Annotated in this window: 11 protein-coding genes; 10 read left to right on the top strand and 1 reads right to left on the bottom strand. The window is 43.7% G+C overall.

Annotation, left to right across the window (positions count from 1 at the left end):
- Window positions 1-11: 11 nt before the first annotated feature.
- Both I579_RS03060 and pknB read left to right on the top strand, forming a co-directional pair.
- A complete protein-coding gene (locus tag I579_RS03060; RefSeq protein ID WP_010754910.1) occupies window positions 12-752 on the top strand; it encodes a Stp1/IreP family PP2C-type Ser/Thr phosphatase in 741 nt (246 codons plus the stop codon).
- On the top strand, window positions 749-2968 hold the full coding sequence (gene pknB / locus I579_RS03055) for a Stk1 family PASTA domain-containing Ser/Thr kinase (RefSeq protein ID WP_010754909.1): 2220 nt from the start codon (window positions 749-751) through the stop codon (window positions 2966-2968). The genes I579_RS03060 and pknB overlap by 4 nt, the downstream gene beginning before the upstream one ends.
- Window positions 2969-3128: 160 nt before the next feature.
- Here pknB and I579_RS03050 read toward each other — a convergent pair whose 3' ends face one another.
- On the bottom strand, window positions 3129-4643 hold the full coding sequence (locus I579_RS03050; RefSeq protein WP_010754908.1) for a helix-turn-helix domain-containing protein: 1515 nt from the start codon (window positions 4641-4643) through the stop codon (window positions 3129-3131).
- Between the two features lie 1119 nt (window positions 4644-5762).
- Here I579_RS03050 and I579_RS03045 point away from each other — a divergent pair.
- The 8 genes from I579_RS03045 (at window position 5763) to mreC (ending at window position 17675) form a co-directional block, all read left to right on the top strand.
- Window positions 5763-9551, top strand: a complete 3789-nt coding sequence (locus I579_RS03045; RefSeq protein WP_010754907.1) for a vWA domain-containing protein — start codon at window positions 5763-5765, stop codon at window positions 9549-9551.
- A 1-nt stretch (window position 9552) separates the two neighbouring features.
- Window positions 9553-11079 (top strand): SpaH/EbpB family LPXTG-anchored major pilin, encoded by a 1527-nt coding sequence (locus I579_RS03040; protein ID WP_010754906.1) that lies wholly within the window; start codon window positions 9553-9555, stop codon window positions 11077-11079.
- The gene (locus I579_RS03035) at window positions 11076-12962 is read left to right on the top strand and encodes a pilin N-terminal domain-containing protein (protein WP_010754905.1); all 1887 of its coding nucleotides are present in this window, start codon (window positions 11076-11078) and stop codon (window positions 12960-12962) included. Before I579_RS03040 ends, I579_RS03035 begins: the two co-directional genes overlap by 4 nt.
- A 145-nt stretch (window positions 12963-13107) precedes the next feature.
- Complete coding sequence (locus I579_RS13060) at window positions 13108-14328, top strand: class C sortase (RefSeq protein WP_010754904.1); 1221 nt, start codon at window positions 13108-13110, stop codon at window positions 14326-14328.
- A 178-nt stretch (window positions 14329-14506) separates the two neighbouring features.
- A complete protein-coding gene (rsgA, locus tag I579_RS03025; protein WP_010754903.1) occupies window positions 14507-15388 on the top strand; it encodes a ribosome small subunit-dependent GTPase A in 882 nt (293 codons plus the stop codon).
- A gap of 36 nt (window positions 15389-15424) precedes the next feature.
- Complete coding sequence (gene rpe / locus I579_RS03020) at window positions 15425-16078, top strand: ribulose-phosphate 3-epimerase (RefSeq protein ID WP_010754902.1); 654 nt, start codon at window positions 15425-15427, stop codon at window positions 16076-16078.
- Window positions 16075-16707 (top strand): thiamine diphosphokinase, encoded by a 633-nt coding sequence (locus I579_RS03015; protein ID WP_010754901.1) that lies wholly within the window; start codon window positions 16075-16077, stop codon window positions 16705-16707. Before rpe ends, I579_RS03015 begins: the two co-directional genes overlap by 4 nt.
- A gap of 110 nt (window positions 16708-16817) precedes the next feature.
- On the top strand, window positions 16818-17675 hold the full coding sequence (gene mreC, locus I579_RS03010; protein WP_010754900.1) for a rod shape-determining protein MreC: 858 nt from the start codon (window positions 16818-16820) through the stop codon (window positions 17673-17675).
- Window position 17676: the final 1 nt, after the last annotated feature.

The following is a 17676-nucleotide window of genomic DNA, read 5'->3' as shown; positions in this document are numbered from 1 at the left end:
GAAGAAATCAGATGGAAATCGTATTTCGTTCCGATATTGGACAAAAACGCAGCAGTAATCAAGACTTTGCTGGTGCCTTTGAAAATCAAGGGGGAATCCCGTTATTGATTCTGGCAGATGGCATGGGAGGGCATCAAGCCGGAGATCTGGCCAGTCGCTCCACTGTGGAAGACATCGGCCGCTTGTGGCAGGCAACCGACCTTCGTGAAGAAGAAAGTACCGCGTCTTGGTTGGTGCAGACGATTCAAGAAGAAAATCGCGTTATTTACAACAAAGGACAAGAGCACATGACGACTACCGGCATGGGGACGACCATTGTGGCCTGTGGCGTGTTTGACAAGAGTTACACCATCGCCCATGTGGGAGACAGCCGGGCTTACTTGGTACGGGAAGGACAGCTGACCCAGTTAACCGAGGATCATTCCTTGGTTAATGAATTGGTACGCCAAGGGGAGATCACGAAGGAAATGGCAGCCGTTCACCCTCGCCGCAATGTCCTGACCCGTTCCGTGGGGATGCCCGGGGATGTGGAAGTGGACGTGACGGAAATCCCAGCTGAAGCCGGAGATATTTTGCTGATTGCTTCTGACGGCTTGACCAATATGGTGCCAGAAGCCGATATTTTGACTGTCTTGCAAAATGGGCAATCCTTGAGCCAACGAGCAGAGGAATTGGTCAAACGAGCCAATGATCAAGGCGGCGTGGACAATATCACCGTGCTACTCTGTGAGCGAGGAGGTCATGAAGCATGATCGAAATCGGTAAAAAAATCAGTGGTCGCTATTTAATCATTGGCAATATCGGTTCCGGTGGCATGGCCAACGTTTACTTGGCCCGGGATTTGATTTTGGATCGAGAAGTCGCAGTCAAAGTCTTGCGTTTTGACTTCCAGAACGACCAAGCCGCCATTCGTCGCTTTCAAAGAGAAGCGTTAGCGGTCACAGAACTGGTGCATCCTAATATTGTCTCTGTCTATGATGTAGGCGAAGAAGATGGCATGCAGTACTTGGTTATGGAATACGTGAAAGGGATGGACTTAAAACGCTACATTCAGACCCGCTATCCGATTCCCTATTTAACTGTGGTGGAAATCATGCAACAAATCCTTTCCGCCATCGCTTTGGCCCATGATCACCGGATTATTCACCGGGATTTAAAGCCCCAGAACATTTTAATCAATGAAGACGGCGTCGTAAAAATCGTGGACTTCGGCATCGCCATCGCCTTGTCGGAAACCTCGATTACCCAGACGAATTCCATGTTAGGCTCCGTGCATTACCTTTCGCCGGAACAAGCCCGGGGAAGCATGGCTACCAATCAGTCGGACTTATATGCTATCGGGATCATCTTGTATGAGATGCTGACGGGTAAAGTTCCTTTTGACGGCGAGTCTGCCGTGACCATCGCTTTGAAGCATTTCCAAGAAGAGATTCCTTCTGTACGGATATACGATCCGAATGTGCCTCAATCCTTAGAAAATGTCGTATTACACGCCACGGCGAAAGAACCTGCCGATCGCTACAAGACCGCTGATGAGATGAACCAAGATATCTCCACGGCGCTTTCACCAGAACGGCTCAATGAACCTCGCTGGCAACCTCATTCCATGTTAGATGAGACCCGGATTTTGACCCCGGTGGAAGCAGAGGAAATCACCTCCCAGACCGGGCCGGTGACGCCTATTCCTAGTGAGCCAGCAGCTCCTGTTGAAGAGGAACCTGCTAAAAAGCCGAAGAAGAAAAAATGGTGGCTGATTCCGCTAGTCCTCGTAATCGCAGCCATGGGTGGTTTGGCCTACGCTGTCTTTGGGGGTGGGCAAGATGAAATCACCGTACCGAATCTGGCGAATATGACCGAAGCCGCAGCTCGGGAAAAATTGACTGCGGTGGGCTTAAAGCCCGCGGTGGATGTCAAAGAAATCCCTGACGATACCATTGCAGAAGGCCGCGTGGTGAAAAGCGATCCAGCGGTGGGAGATGTGGTGAAAAAGAAAGCCGAAGTTACTTTGTATTTGAGTTCCGGTAGCAAAAAAATTGCCATGGACGATTACAGCAATCAGACGTATAAAGAAGCCCACGACGCTTTAATCAAGCTAGGGTTTAAGGAAAGTAACATTTCTTCTACTACTGAGTACAGCGATAGCGTGCCAGAAGGGGAAATCATTTCCCAAACTCCAGAAAAAGGGGAAGAAGTCGTCCCTGATGAACAAGAAGTCGAATTCGTCGTTTCCGATGGTGTGGAACCGATTGAGATGGACAACTATCTCGGCTGGGACCAAGGGGATGCCTATAGTGATTTGACCACTCGAGGGATCAGCAAAGACGATATCCAAATCGAAGAAGACTACAGTAGTGACTACCCAGCCGGCACTGTCATGAAACAATCTCCAGGAGCCGGTAAGGAAGTCGTGCCAGGTTCCACTGCGGTGACCTTGGTCATCAGCAAAGGTCAAAGTGAGCTGACTTTGAAAAGTCTGAAAGGACAGAGTGTTAGTGAAGCCCAGAGCTATTTGGCTGAGCAAGGATTAGTCCAAGGGGATACCAGCGAGGAGTATTCTGATGATGTCTCCGAGGGCCAAGTCATCCGCACTAGCCCGGAAGCCGGGAGCAAAGTTGCAATTGGCTCCACTGTCTCTTTTGTCGTTTCCAAAGGCAAAGAACCAGCGCCAGAGGAAAAAGAGTACACGGTGAAATACTCCGCAAGCTACGTAACCAGTGGGACTACCCAAGACAGTAGCACGAGTACGGAATTGCCAGCCCAGACTGTGAAAGTTTGGATTGTCGATCATAAAAACAAGGACAAAAAAGAAGTGGACAACTTCACCTTGAAATCTGCTAGCCAACAACATACGGGAACTGTCACCGTAACGGTAGTGGAAGGAGAAAGTGCCACGATTTATTACCAACGAGACAATGGCTCAATCGGTGAACAAGCAATCACCGGCGATACTACGATTACGATTCCTTAAAAATAAGAAGCCAGACCCGCCAATTAATTTTGATTGGCGGGTCTTTTTTTAATTATTAAAGCCATAAGCCTGATTTAAAGGTATTTTATTGATTAAGGTGTAAGATGAATTATTTTATGAAGATAGAAGCAATCGAATCATAAAAAGAAACCCTCGACAATCATGGATTGTCGAGGGTTTTTGCATGGAAAAGACCACCTTGATTCAAGGCTTTTTGGTAATAGACCTCCCATAATGCTTGGAATAGCTGGGTCTGACAGTTGATTTCTTGGGTCAGATCCATTACGAAGTAGGGCTTTTGCAGGTTTTTCGGCAGTAGATTTTCAAAGGTAGTAACGAAAAAATCATAGTCTTCATCCGATGAGGTGATAAAGCTCGCCTCAATAAAAGCGAACTGGCGCAATAAATTACGTACTAATTGTTGGATGTAATAATCCGGGGATGTCACGATGCCCACCTTGAGCAAGCAACGCTGAAAACAGTCCTTATAATTGGGAAACAAGGCATAGCTACAGTCTTCCACAAACGCATTGATTCCATGGGCCAGCCAAGGGTAACGTTGGCGCTTGGCGATTTTCGTGAAGAAACGCTTCTGCTGGCGCCGCATATCTTCAAATAAAGGTCGCTCCGTTGTAGGAATATGCCGGGTCAACTCCGAAATCAAAGGCAAATCCCCGGGAAAGAGAAAATGGCGGAGCAAAGTCGTGTAAAAATTAATCCGCCACAGGCTAAGTCTAGGATAATCTGCAGCTTCAAGATGGACCATATCTTGAAAAAAGTAGTCCTCAAACTCTAGCGCCAGCGCTTTAAGCGGATTTTCCTTAGGGAGCTGATGGAAATAGCGTAGCAGCTGCTGTCCCCGGAAATCCCGTGCTTCAAAATACAAAGGGGTCAAAAAGAACATCGCCGTTAAACTGTGTAGGTGTAATTTTCGTTGGCTACGGTCAGAGATAAAACGACCGTACCGCGCTAATTCCCGGGAAAAACCAGGGGTCGCTAAATCTGGATAAGGGCGCTCTGCTAGCCAATGCCCCTGTTCATAGCGCAGCCGGTGAACAGCTAGTAGCAAAGTGATTTCTTTAGGATGCATGAACTGGGTAAATTTCACCGTCAGTATTTGGGCAAACTCTTCCTCCCCGTCCATTCTGCCTACCACGCGCTTCAAGTCTTCCCCGTGATGGCCTAACCACAGATACGTTGTGTAAAACAAGCGCAAAGAAACCTCGGGGCCTACTAATTGCATTTTGCTTGCCCGCACTTGTAAGCCAAAGCGCTGCAATAAATCTTTTAACGGTCGCAGTTTACGCAGGGGAGTGGACTGACTGAGGAAATGCCGGTCACAAAAGTTAGCAAAGGTATCTTCCGGATGAGTTAAGGTACGCAGGACAAATTTATAAGGGAGCGACTGACGAATCAAGTATTGGATGTAGCTATTGTGATGATAAGCTTCCGGGCACCAGTGGATTTTGCGATCCCGGTCCACAAACTCATAGCCAGAAAGATCTCGCAAGTCTTCATTGATCTCGGCAATCAGTGTTGCCGCGGTTCGATGAGAGAGGACTAGGCTACAGCAAATCGTATTAATCGAATAGCATCCCTCCGGCTGGCGCAGGAAAAACTTCATGACGGCCAATTTTTGCCCCATAGCATCCTCAATTAGCAGTGTATGAAGCATATTGTTCCCTCCTTATGAAAATACAACGATATTTTTCTTGTTAAATTTGTTTTGCTCTCATAAAATACGCGGCTTTTTGAGAATTCTACGAAAATTGTAGATTTTTTTAATGAGCAGAGAATGCCGTTGTAACATGGATTTTGCTGTGATAAATGGTTTTTATATGGTGAGATTCGGAACTAATCGTTTATCATTAGATTAAAATATGATAATATATAAATGGAGTTATGAGTTTATGGTGTGAAGGAATTATTTTCTTGTCAGTGGTGGCTTAAAAGAAAAAGGAGGCGGTTTGTCATTTATATTGTCCAAAAATGACTTTTCTATCAACGAAAATGCTAGATTTACGCATCATTTGCCTAAAGTAAAAAAATATGAGGTTGAAAAAAGTTATGCTTGGATAATGAGGGTTCTATAATAAAAATGGTTTAGTACATGCTTTACGGAAGTCATTTGCTCGTTGTACAGCTAGTTTGAACAAGGAGTAAGGCTCTGTGGGGAGTAACAGAGTGATCGAATGAGAAAGGATGACGTGGAAAAAGGAGTTTCTTCAAGCAAACGGAAGCTTTCTGAGAAAAATGGTCGAGTTCGAAAATAGAACTAGCAGCTTCTAAAAAAATAAAAGGCTGTGAAATATTTCAACCAAAAATAAGCGACTGAATGAATTGTCGTTTCATTGAAGAAAACATCGAAATCAGGAGAAGAAGAAAGTCGCAGAATAAGAAATATACATTAATTATCAGAATGTTCGTTCTATTTATTGTTAAGTAATACACAATATGTGGAATTTGTTTGAAAACATATTGTCATTTAATTATTTTACGAAAGAAGATATATAAATTCATAAAAAACAGAATATGAAGAAAAAACTTTCGTTAAATAAAAAATAAAATAATTGGAAAGCCATAAATAAAATGTTTTTATGTTTTTTGGCTGATGGAAACGACTTTGTAATGACTTAAAAAAACAAGCATTATAAAGTTGGGTATTATTTTATTTTAGTTGTAAAAGGGGGGGGAAAGAATAAAGTTGGGTATTATTTTATTTTAGTTGTAAAAGGGGGGGAAAAGAATAAAGTTGGGTATTATTTTATTTTAGTTGTAAAAGGGGGGGAAAAGAATGATGAAGGTACGGAAAAAGCTGTTCACCCTTTCCGGTCTATTCATGGTACTGGCTCAGGTATTCGTCACAGCCTTTTGTGGTATCACTGCAATTGCAATCACGAAAGACGAGACTACCAAAAACTTATTTGATGTGAATGGTAGTTCAGCAACCATGGCCTATGAATTAGTCGATAACGATACGATTAAGTGGACAGTCAGTCTCAAAAAGGGAGCGTATGATTCACCAACTCGTTTTATGGTGGATCTAGTGGCAGGCGAATCGTCAGTAGTACCGGAACAAATTCAATCAACTAATCAGGAAATGGTCTTTGAAAGTAACTATGGGGATGATTACATTCAAGGCGGGTTTAGTGAACAAGTGACGGGTTCGATGAGTGGAGAAACTACTATTTCTTTTGTAACGACCCGTCAAATCAGCAATCTGGTGGTAACACCCAAACTTGTGACCGTTCCAGCTACTAATGAAGCTATGACAATGGCGGCAACAGTAACGACTGATGCAACCGCTGATGCTGAAACTGAGGCACAGCCCACAGTAGTAAGCGAGCCGGTTAACTTATTGGAAAATGTACCTGGTGTTAATTTTGAGATTCCAGCGATAGTGGAGGAAGTAGTCGAAGAAAGTTCGACGATTAATTCCGAAACAGTTGCAATTGAGGGTGAGACGCTCACATCAGAAAGTGAGGTTGCAAAAGAAGTTGTAACAGAAACGCCCGAAATGAAAGAAACGACTGAAGAAGAAAATACGATTACTAAAAGTTCGGATACCCATGATGATACTGTCGATGAGGTTACTAGCGTTGAAGAGCCTGTGGAACGTGCACAATATCAAGGAATCGTTTCCTTGATGGGTCCGCAGTTACTAGCGACCCCTGTCGATCCATTTGACTATACTACCGATACAGCAGGAACTTATCCGACGCATCAGTCCAATAGCTACTCACACTCAGGAGCAGCTATCGCAACTTCGACCAATATCCGTAACTATAATTATGGTACGACGACAGGCAAGAATGACAGCATAGACCTCTACAATACAAGTACTGGGGCATTAAATTTAAGAACTGGTTACCATGAGTATGGAAGTGCCACAGCAGGCCGGCTTAATACGAAGAAAACTGTCAGTCCAACAGCAGATCCCAATATTTTCCAAGTGCAATTAGACACTATTGGGGATGCGATTAGACCGTTTTCAGATGTAGATATTGTTTTGGTATTGGATAAGTCTAGCAGTATGAACTCTGATAATCCTACTCGTTGGAATCAATTAAAGTCTGCGGTGAGTACTTTTACAACTGATATTTTAAAAGAAAATAATGCTAACCCGGGCCGGATTCAGATTGGTATGGTGGGGTTTAGTTCTAATGGAGCTTTAGATATTTGTGCAGATATAGCTTCCTTTTCAAATTTAACGAATACTACGCTTAGGAACGGTTTTACAACTAAAGCAACAGATATTACCGGCCATCCGCTTTATACTACTAACCCGACTCCTCTTGATCATATTTATAGTAGTGGGACACCAACCTTTATCGGGATTGATGCAGGCTTATCACTACTCTATGATACAACAGCTGGAGCTAGAGCATCTGCTAAGAAGGTCATGGTTACTATCACTGATGGGATACCTACTTTTTATCCAAGTTCTAACTACAGTTTAAGTAGTGCAACTAAGTGGCGCGTGAGTAGTAATCGGATTTTGAGGTACAGCACCATTTGGAAAGAAGGGACTGGCGAAACTAGCGGACAAAATGCCATTGCTTCAAAACAACCTAATATTGATTTTGCTGAGGAGCACTACGAGTTATATCCAGGTTCCTACTTTTATTCTGTCGGGTTCCACACCGGAGCAGAAGCAAATGAAGTAGTGCAAGCTTTAGGACCGAACGGGGCTTTTGCCGCAAGTTCTACTGATGCATTAGTAGCAGCTTTAAAGAATTCGGTGTCGAATTTAATTTATACGATTGCAAATGCTACGATTATTGATCCAATGAGTCAGTATGTAACTTTAGATGAAGCTTCACTCACAACTGCTACTCTCTCGTTATCAAGTACAGGAATCTTAACTGCTAGTCCACCGAGTGGTTCGAGTGAAATTGTTGCCACGGCCAAAAATGATCAGGTTACTGTTAATAATGTCAACTTAGGTTTGGATTCATCTGGTAGGCAAGGGTATCGTATTACCTACAAAGTGACACTAAAAGAGGCTTATCAAGATGGTAAATTCTATCCGACAAATAAAACAACTTACCTTGTAAATGGGGATGGTACGAATAAATATTATGCAGTACCGTCAGTGAAGCTAGCACCGAAAGATGTTTCATTCACAAAAATTAATACGTTAGAAGAGACGTTAGAAGGCGCTCAGTTCACATTAACGGGTAATGGAAGGACGTATACCTCAAATATTACTGGAGATGATGGAAAAGTTACTTTTACAGCAGTCGTGCCGGGGGATTATACTTTAACTGAAATTAAAACTCCAGTAGGGCATGAGACAATGTCTCCGATTACAGTTAGAGTTGATGAAGAAGGCGTTATAAAAAAACTTGAAGGTGATAAAGAGAGCACTTTACCAAGTGTAACTAACACTCTCAAACCAATTGAAATTACGCTAAACAAAAAAGGCTCAGGTGAAGCACTAGATGGAGCAACTTTTGTCTTGAAAAAAGGTGACAACATAGTTGAGACATTTAAGAAAAATGGAAATACAACAGGCTTATACCAGTTGACTGAAGTTACTCCAGATGTCTATGACTTATACGAAACAGTTGCACCAGAAGGATATAAAGCGCTTCAGCGTATCGGAAAGCTAACGATTGATAGGTATGGTGTTCCAAAATTTGAGAAAAATAGTGAAATCGATCAGGATGTGACTGTCAGTGTGGATAGTAGGGGCGACACTATCAAAATTGCTTTTTCGGATATCAATAACGTTCTTAAACCAATCGAAGTTAGCTTAAACAAAAAAGGAGCAGATGGAGCATTAGTGGGAGCAACCTTTACCTTACAACAAGGTGAAACGATTATTGAGACATTCTCTGAAAGTACAATTACGGAAGGATTACATCAATTAAAAAACCTTGCTCAAGACACCTATGATTTATACGAAACAAAAGCGCCAGCAGGCTATAAAGCTCTTGGGTATATTGGCAAACTGACGATTGGTAAACACGGTGTCCCAACTTTTGAAAAAAATACCAATCTTGATCAAGATATAAAAATTATCGTAGATAGTAAGGGAGATACTATCAAGATTTCTTTCACAGACATCATGAATACTATCAAAGACTTTGACTTAACCGTGAATAAGGAAGACGATCTTGAAGGTAAACTAAAAGGTGCGGTATTTACACTAACCGGAAATGGTGTCAATCAACAAGTACCGAAAACTGATGATCCAGAAACAGACACGTTCACTTTTAATAATTTGAAACCTGGAACTTACCAATTAACAGAAACCAAATCACCGGATGGTTTTGTTGGGCTAAGCGAATCAATTACTATTATCATCTCAACTCAAGGTGATGTAACAGTAAGTGGCTATGAGGTTACAAATGATCCAACGCAGACAGAAAGTGAATCTGGGTTACCACTTGCTGTAGCAATTAAAACAACAGGTTCTGATAATAACACTATCTCTTTCAGCGTTATCAACAAGAAAAAAACTCCTCTGCCATCAACCGGAGGATCCGGTACGATGTTCTTTGTCACAGTAGGGGTCTTGGGACTCTTGTCAACTGGTTTATACTTCCTTCAACGCAAAGATCAGGAGGTGGCGTAAGATGAAAAAGATGTTTAAATACCTTAGCCTTCTGCTTCTCTTGCTACCAATTTTCTCGATGAATGGAAATCGTGTAAATGGAGCTGAGCTAGAAAGTAATGACGTAAATATCATCTTGCATAAAATTGCTTTTCCAAATGGAGAACTGCCAGAAGAGATTGCTAATACGGGGAATCTAGCAGGGGAACATCAAGACTTATTACAAGAATATCGTGGCTTAAATGGTGTGACATTTGAAGTCTATGATATGACGGAAAAATTTTATGAAATGCGCAGTGGTGGTTCTACTATTGAAGCAGCGCAATTGGCTCTAAGCCAGTTAGCAGACGATGATTTGGGAGTTGCTCTAGCTACTCAAATTACTGCAACAGATGTGAATGGTGACAAGGGTGTTGCGAGCTTTACTCTTCCGGCTACAGATGATTTGGGACGAGATAAAGTGTATCTATTCCACGAATCACAAGCACCAGAAGTTATTGAGACAAAGGCAAAAAATATGATGGTTGTCTTGCCGGTATACACAGAAGGAGAAGAGCTACTTTCCACGATTCATTTGTTCCCTAAGAATGAAGAGAAAGTACATGAAGAGCCACCTTTTGAAAAAATTGTCGTTGATCAAGCAGGAAGTTATCAATTTGGAGATATTTTAACTTATGAAATCTCTACTAAAGTTCCTGTTGATATTGAAAAGTACCAAAAATTTGAGGTAAGTGATGAGGCTGATTCAGGGCTTGCCTACCAAATGGGTACTTTACAAGTGACAATCGCAGGCGAGTCAGCAGCCCCCCTTTATGAGCTAGTAGAAACTGAATCAGGTTTCACTGTGAAGTTCATGGATTTTGAAGCTTTGAACGAGCATATTGGTGAAGATATTGTCTTCCAATACCAAACTCAGTTAGTAGAAACGAAAACAGAAACCAATGCGTTCAAAAATCACGCTTGGTTGGTAACTGATTTTGAGGAAAAAACTCGAGAAGTCGAAGTGAAAACCGGGGGCAAACGCTTTGTCAAAGTGGATTTGACAGACGACGCTATCCTTTTATCCGGAGCAAAATTCCAGATTCGCAATGGAAACAAACAATATTTGAGTAAAACTGCGGTAGGCTATGCTTGGGTTGATGATGCTAAAGCAGAAAACTTGGTTGTTGTGGAATCAGGAGACAAAGGTCAATTTGAAATCAATGGCTTGACCTTTGGTGAGTACACCTTGGAAGAAACGGTAGCACCGACTGGATACGAGTTGAGCACTACACCAGTCAGCTTCACTGTTTCCGATGGTAGTTACACAGCTGGCGACACAGGTGTCTTGAAGGTAGTCAATCTGAAAACACCGGGAAAACCAGTCTTGCCAGATACTTCTGGTCCAGAAACGACGACACCATCAACTACAGAAACACCACGCAAAGCATTACCGAAAACCGGGGAAACAAAAAATAGCAGCTTTATCTGGTTGGGGGCCATTTTGATTGCAGGAGTTGCAATCGCATTATGGCAAAAAAATAAAAAGAATGGGAGTGAACGAGAATGAGGAGAAGAAAATTAGTTACAATCATATTGGGGATTATTATGGTGTTACCTCTATTTTTAGGACTTGGAGGAATGAAGGATGTAATGGGGACCGAAAAACCCAACCAAACAGTAACCCTGCACAAACGGAAATTTGCAACAATGCCAGCAGATAAAAAAAATACTGGGGACTTAATGGATGACTTTGGCGGAGATCCATTAGCTGGGGCAATCTTTACAGCTTATGATGTGACAACCGCATATTGGGAAGCTTATGATGAAGCAACAGGAACTGATGCGGAGAAGTCAAGTGCAGCAACTACTGCTGTCTTAGCTTTGAAGAATACTGTGACTGGTGGAACTGCATTTGCTGCGACAGATACTGATGGTATAGCGACTAAAGCTTTACCTAAGAAGAGTGGCGGACGGAATGCAATCTATCTCTTCATCGAAACCACTTCTCCAGCAGGGGTTGTGCAAGGGGCATCAATGCCGTTTGTTTTGGGCTTGCCAGTTTATAATGAAGGTACTGATATTGAAAAAGAAACTGTACATGTTTATCCAAAAAATGAATATAGTGAGTTAACTCTAGGATTTACTAAATATGGTGTCGATGCAGAAGGTGACCTTGAAGAGGGAGGTTTAGCCGGAGCCAAGTTCATTTTGAAAGGACAGAATGGCAGCTACTATAATACCACTACAAGAGCTTTTGATCTGACGGAAGAACAAGCTCTTGCACAAACTACACAAATCGCTTCGGCAGCCGGCGGGGTCGTTTCAGTGCCTAACTTAGTATTGGATCCAGGAGATTACCAGTTTTATGAAATTGATTCGGCAGTTTCCAAAGCGGGTGCGCAAGCGGAAAATTCAACGCTATACCACTATGCAGCTGCTAAAAATCCACTAGTTACTGCCCATGTAAGTGCTGATATGACGATCACATACGATTACTATGATATCACTACTACAAAGCAAGAAAACAAAAATACGGCTAGTGCTTATAACTATCAAGTGCCAGCACCTACCAAAGATGCAGACGACAAAGATGTAGATACAGATCAAGTAATTAACTTTACGATTACTCAAAAAATCCCTACAGATATTAAAAACTATACGACTTTTAGTTTGATTGATGAATTTGATGAAGAATTAGGGCTTGTGAATGCCACCGATGCAGCTTTGCTTGCTGAAATTAAAGGCAGCATGACTAGTTTGGCTGATCTGGTTACTGGAGTTACTATTTCTGGTAATACCTTTACAGTGAATTTTGATCTAGATAGTCTTAAGGCCCATGCTGGAGAAACCATTTCGTTTAAAGTGAAGATGGCAGTTAAACCAGGCGCTAATTTAGATACTGAGATAGAGAATAAAATCACGTTTGACAATGACTTTGCTCCTAAAACCGATACAGATCAAGTGAAAACATTTGGTAAGAGTTTCTTGAAAATCGATGGAGATACCCAAGCGCCACTAGCTGGTGCGAGATTCTACGTGAAAAAAGGTGATTTGTATCTAGGAACAAAAGACGGCAAACAAGCTTGGAGCGCAGCCACTGGCGTAACTAATGGCGTACCTACATTCCCTGTAGGTTTTGTGGTAACAGTCTTAGAATCCGCTGCAAATGGCCAATTCTCTGTAGCGGGATTAGCGCAAAAAGAAGCAGGTGTGAATATTGATTACTCACTAAAAGAATTCGTTGCACCTGATGGATACGCTTTGTTGGCTAGTGAAGTACACTTTACTGCTGATAATGGCACAATTAGATTAAACGTTGCCAACAAACACAAAGGCTCCCTTCCATCAACCGGTGGTTCTGGGATCGTGGCCTTCGTCTTGATCGGTGTTGTGGCAGTAGGTGGCGCAGTTCTTTACTTCACGAAAGGCCGTCGTCAAATCGAAGGTTAAGTAGTAAAAAAGCACTAGGGTTTCTGAGTAGAATGTGCTAAAGTTATCCTAGGACGAAGACGTATGATGTCGACAGGGCATGGGCTTGAAAGAAGCGCAAAAGTCCTGTCGGCATTTTTGTGTAAAGAGAAGGGATGACCGTAAGATGAAGGAATCAAGGAGGAAGCAGGGCAAGGGAAATGCCAAAGGCGGTTTACATAAGCGCTTAATCGCGGATATTGTGATGATTGCGGTGCTGATCGTGGGGGTAAGCGCGCTTTTGTATCCTTTGGTCAGTGACAAGCTCAATGAAATCGTCGACCAACAGATTATTTCCTACTATCAAAAGAAGGCCAATCATGAAAATGAAGCGGCCATGGCGAAAATCAAGGCGGAGCAAGAGGCTCGGAACAAGCAGATTGCCGAAGAGGGGACTAATCCAGGGACGGATCCTTTTGCGGATGAACGCAAGGAAGAAAATGAGCCAGCGCCTTCAAAGGATTACTATGAGAGTCATACAATCGGAGTGATTCGGATTCCGAAAATCGATGTAAAGTTACCGATTTTCGACCGGACGACGGAAGTCTTTTTGAACAAAGGGGCGACTTTGCTAGAAGGGACTTCTTATCCTACTGGGGGTGAAAATACCCATAGTGTGATTTCGGCCCACCGGGGTTTGCCAGAAGCAAAGTTGTTTACGGACTTGCCGGAGCTTACCAAGGGGGATCATTTTTACATTGAGATCAACAATGAGACTTTGGCTTATGAGGTAGATCAGATTAAGGAAATCGAGCCCACGGTGACCGAGGATTTGCAGATTGAGCAAGGACAAGATTTGGTTACGTTGCTCACTTGTACGCCTTACATGATCAATACCCACCGCTTGCTCGTGCGGGGACATCGAATTCCTTACGTGCCGGAAATGAAGAAGGAAATCGACAAATCCGATAACAAGCGGACATGGGAGCAAGTGTTGATTTTGGCCGGTGCGATTTTGTCGGCGATTCTTCTATTAACCTTGATTGGTCTTTGGATTCGGAGTGTCTTGATTCACCGTAGACGGTATCAGTTGAAATTCCAACTGGTGGATCAAGCAGGACAGGGCATACCTCAGGCGGAATTTGGAATTTTCACGGCGAATGGCAAACGGCCGATTTACCGTGAAGGGCAGCCAATCGTGACGACCACAAATGAAGAGGGGATTTTTGAAATTCCTGATTTATTAGGTGGCAAGTATCGCTTGAAAGGAACCCAGCTGTCGACACTGCAACTGAAGGCAAGGGTCAAGAAAATCAAGGCACCGAACTTCACCTTGACGCCGATGAAGGACAGTCCTTTGGCTAGCGAGCAATCCCAGCAAGCCTATCAAATTTTCAAATCTAAGTAGTAACCCGTCGCTCTCTGGGGCGGTCAATGAGAATCAGCTAAAAGAAGCAAGAGGTTTCTGATGAGTTTATCAGGAAGGTTCCTCTTGTTTTCTTTTTTGCCCTAAAAATATGATAGAATAAACGGGAAAGTAGACGGCTGAGGGATTGGCCATGTTTCTGTAAGAAAGGAGCTCTTCCATGAAAGGACAGATTCGCAAGGCTTTAAGCGGGTTTTATTACATAGAGTCGGAGGGAACGACGTATCAAACGCGGGCCCGAGGGAATTTCCGCAATCGCAAAATCACGCCCTTGGTAGGAGATCAGGTGGTCTTTGAGAGTAGCAATTTGACGGATGGCTACTTGCTGGAAGTCCTCCCTCGAAAAAATGAGTTGGTCCGGCCACCGGTGGCCAATGTAGATACCGGGGTGATCGTGATTAGCCTCGTGGAACCGGCTTTTTCATTTAATTTATTGGATCGTTTCTTGGTGACATTGGAGTATAAGGACATCGAGCCGGTGATTTACTTGAGTAAGCTGGATCTGATGCCGGATGATACTCTGGCGAAGCTGATAACTAAGCGCTATGAAGCAATCGGCTATCAGGTGATTGCCTCTCCTGATGAAGAGACCAATCAGCGAGCGCTGTTTCGAATTTTTGCCAGTGGGCTGACGGTCTTTATGGGGCAGTCTGGGGCAGGAAAGTCCACCCTTTTAAATAAATTGGTGCCGGAATTAGAACTGGCTACCGGGGAAATCTCGGAATCACTTGGCCGAGGAAAGCACACCACCCGTCATGTGGAACTGTTACCGATTGCCGGTGGGCTAGTGGCGGATACCCCAGGGTTTAGTTCCATTGACTTTTTGGATATCGAAAGTCGGGAGCTGCCACGGTTGTTTCCAGAGTTTGTCCAAGCGGCGCCTTTGTGTAAGTTTCGCGAGTGCATGCACATAAAAGAGCCGGGCTGTGAGGTCAAAAGACGAGTGGAAGAGGGTAGTATCGCGGTGAGTCGCTACGAAGACTACCAGCAGTTTTTAGAAGAAATCGAAAAACGCCGCCCGGTATATCGAAAGAAAAAATAAGCCATACACATAAAAGAAGAGCAAGGAGAGAAAATCATGAAGATTGCACCATCAATTTTAAGCGCAGATTTTGCCAATTTACAACGGGATATTGAATTAGTCGAAGAAAACCAAGTGGACGTGCTCCATGTGGATATTATGGACGGTCATTTTGTGCCCAATATTACCTTTGGCCCCAATGTAGTGGCCGCGATTCGGCCTTTTACGAAGTTGCCTTTGGATTGTCATTTGATGATTGAGCAACCAGAGCGCTACGTGGAAGCTTTTGCGAATGCCGGAGCAGATCTGATTAATGTTCACGTGGAAGCGACCCCGCACATTCACCGAGTTTTGCAATTGATTAAATCCTTTGGGGTGAAGGCTGCGGTAACCATTAATCCCGGCACACCGGTGAGCGCCATTGAACCGGTCTTGTCTTTAGTGGATATGGTTTTGGTTATGACCGTGAATCCCGGCTTTGGGGGGCAGAAATTTTTACCGGAGTGCTTGGAAAAAGTGACTGCTTTGGCTGAAATTCGTCGTAGCAAAGGTTATACCTATGAAATCGAAGTAGATGGTGGTGTAACGGATCAAACGATTGGCGCTTGCCGGGATGCCGGAGCGGATGTATTTGTGGCAGGTTCGTATATTTATGATGCGGAAAATCCTGCTGAGCGAATTCAAGCCTTGAAAGATGTGCTAGAGCAATGAAGACCCTAGTGGTAGCCGGGGGCAATCCAGCTGATTGGCCATTGTTGGCTGATTTCGAGTATTATGTGGGCATTGACCGGGGAGCTTGGTATTTGTTGGAGCAAGGACTGCCTTTGGATTTAGCGGTGGGGGATTTTGATTCCTTAAACGAGGCAGAACGAAAGCGAGTCTTTGATACAGCCGGTGAAGTTCAGCGCTCCCACCCGGAAAAAGACGATACGGATACGCAATTGGGCCTTTCTGCGGTTTTTACCGGGGAACCTTTGGCCCAAGTAACGTTAATTGGTGCCACGGGGGGCCGCTTAGATCATTTCTTAGCCAATCTCTGGTTGGGCTTAGAACCCCGCTTTCAGCCGTTTTTACGGCAGATTCGCCTAGCAGACCGACAAAATTCTTTGACTTACTATGGTCCAGGAAGTTATGAAATTCAGCAAGAGCCGGGGATGAAGTATCTGGCCTATTGCTGTTTGACCCCGGTGCGTGATTTGACCTTGACCAAGAGCAAGTATCTGCTGGAGCGTCAGCAAGTGCTTGTACCCACTTCTTATGCTAGTAATGAGTTTGTCACGGATACGGCCGGCTTTTCTTTTAGTGAGGGTGTCATTGCCGTGGTGCAAAGTCGCGACTAGGAATGGAAAAAAAAACTTAAGAGTGCCATGCTCCCTTGGGTTTACCTAGGTTTTCCCCGAGAAGAGTGGTAAAATTGAAGCTACAGTCTAAATGCAGTCGAGGTGTCCTTGTGAAAAAGTTTAATCCCAATAAAAATATTATCATCGCATTGATCTTGGGGATCATCGTGGTGACCATGCTGAGCGTGACCTTGGCCAAGCGGTCCTCTGGAGGCAAGCCAAATGTGGTTCAATCCGTGGTTAATGACAGTGTCGCCATTATGGATCGGGTGGTGTCAGCGCCGGTTAAGTTTGTCGAAAATCGAGTGGCGGATGTTCAAGGCCTCTTGGATACCTACCATGAAAATGAGCGCTTGAAAGAACAGCTGGATACCTACGATAATGCGGTTCAACAAAATAAAAATAAAGATCGTGAAATCAAGGCTCTGAAAGAAGAGCTTGCCTTGAACGAAACCTTATCCGACTATGAAAAAGTCACCGCCAATGTGATCAGTCGCTCGCCGGATTCTTGGCAAGATATCTTGGTTATCGACAAGGGATCAAAAGACGGCTTGGAAGACAATATGGCCGTGATGTCACAAAAAGGTCTGATTGGGCGAGTGATTGAAGTAAGTCTGACCTCGGCAAAAGTCGAATTATTGACGTCTTCCAATCAAACATCGAATCATTTTCCAGTTCGGATTTCCTCAGAAGGTGGCGAATCCTTTGGTCTCTTGAATAACTACGATGAAAAATCCGGCACCTTAATCGTGGATCAGTTAACCGGAAACACGGAGTTTAAAGAAGGAGACGTAGTTCAAACTTCTGGCCTTGGGGGCAATTCCCCGGCAGACTTGCCGATTGGCACCGTGGTGGAAGCAAAAGTCGATTCCTTTGGCCTGGATCGCAATGTTTACGTAAAACCTTACGCACAAATGTACGATATTTCCGTGGTAACCGTGGTGACCCGGATGGCGGGAGGCGAGTAGC

It is taken from the genome of Enterococcus asini ATCC 700915 (genome assembly GCF_000407365.1).
In the GTDB taxonomy this organism is placed as follows: domain Bacteria; phylum Bacillota; class Bacilli; order Lactobacillales; family Enterococcaceae; genus Enterococcus_C; species Enterococcus_C asini.
The sequence above is the reverse complement of the archived record's forward strand: the minus strand, read 5'-3'. Positions and strand labels throughout refer to the sequence as shown.

Excerpts from the sequence above, each read along its gene's own strand:
- I579_RS03050 (WP_010754908.1), bottom strand. The coding sequence starts at position 4,643 with ATGCTTCATACACTGCTAATTGAGGATGCTATGGGGCAAAAATTGGCC.
- I579_RS03040 (WP_010754906.1), top strand. The coding sequence starts at position 9,553 with ATGAAAAAGATGTTTAAATACCTTAGCCTTCTGCTTCTCTTGCTACCA.
- I579_RS03015 (WP_010754901.1), top strand. The coding sequence starts at position 16,075 with ATGAAGACCCTAGTGGTAGCCGGGGGCAATCCAGCTGATTGGCCATTG.
- I579_RS03060 (WP_010754910.1), top strand. The coding sequence starts at position 12 with ATGGAAATCGTATTTCGTTCCGATATTGGACAAAAACGCAGCAGTAAT.
- I579_RS13060 (WP_010754904.1), top strand. The coding sequence starts at position 13,108 with ATGAAGGAATCAAGGAGGAAGCAGGGCAAGGGAAATGCCAAAGGCGGT.
- I579_RS03035 (WP_010754905.1), top strand. The coding sequence starts at position 11,076 with ATGAGGAGAAGAAAATTAGTTACAATCATATTGGGGATTATTATGGTG.
- I579_RS03045 (WP_010754907.1), top strand. The coding sequence starts at position 5,763 with ATGATGAAGGTACGGAAAAAGCTGTTCACCCTTTCCGGTCTATTCATG.
- rsgA (WP_010754903.1), top strand. The coding sequence starts at position 14,507 with ATGAAAGGACAGATTCGCAAGGCTTTAAGCGGGTTTTATTACATAGAG.
- rpe (WP_010754902.1), top strand. The coding sequence starts at position 15,425 with ATGAAGATTGCACCATCAATTTTAAGCGCAGATTTTGCCAATTTACAA.
- pknB (WP_010754909.1), top strand. The coding sequence starts at position 749 with ATGATCGAAATCGGTAAAAAAATCAGTGGTCGCTATTTAATCATTGGC.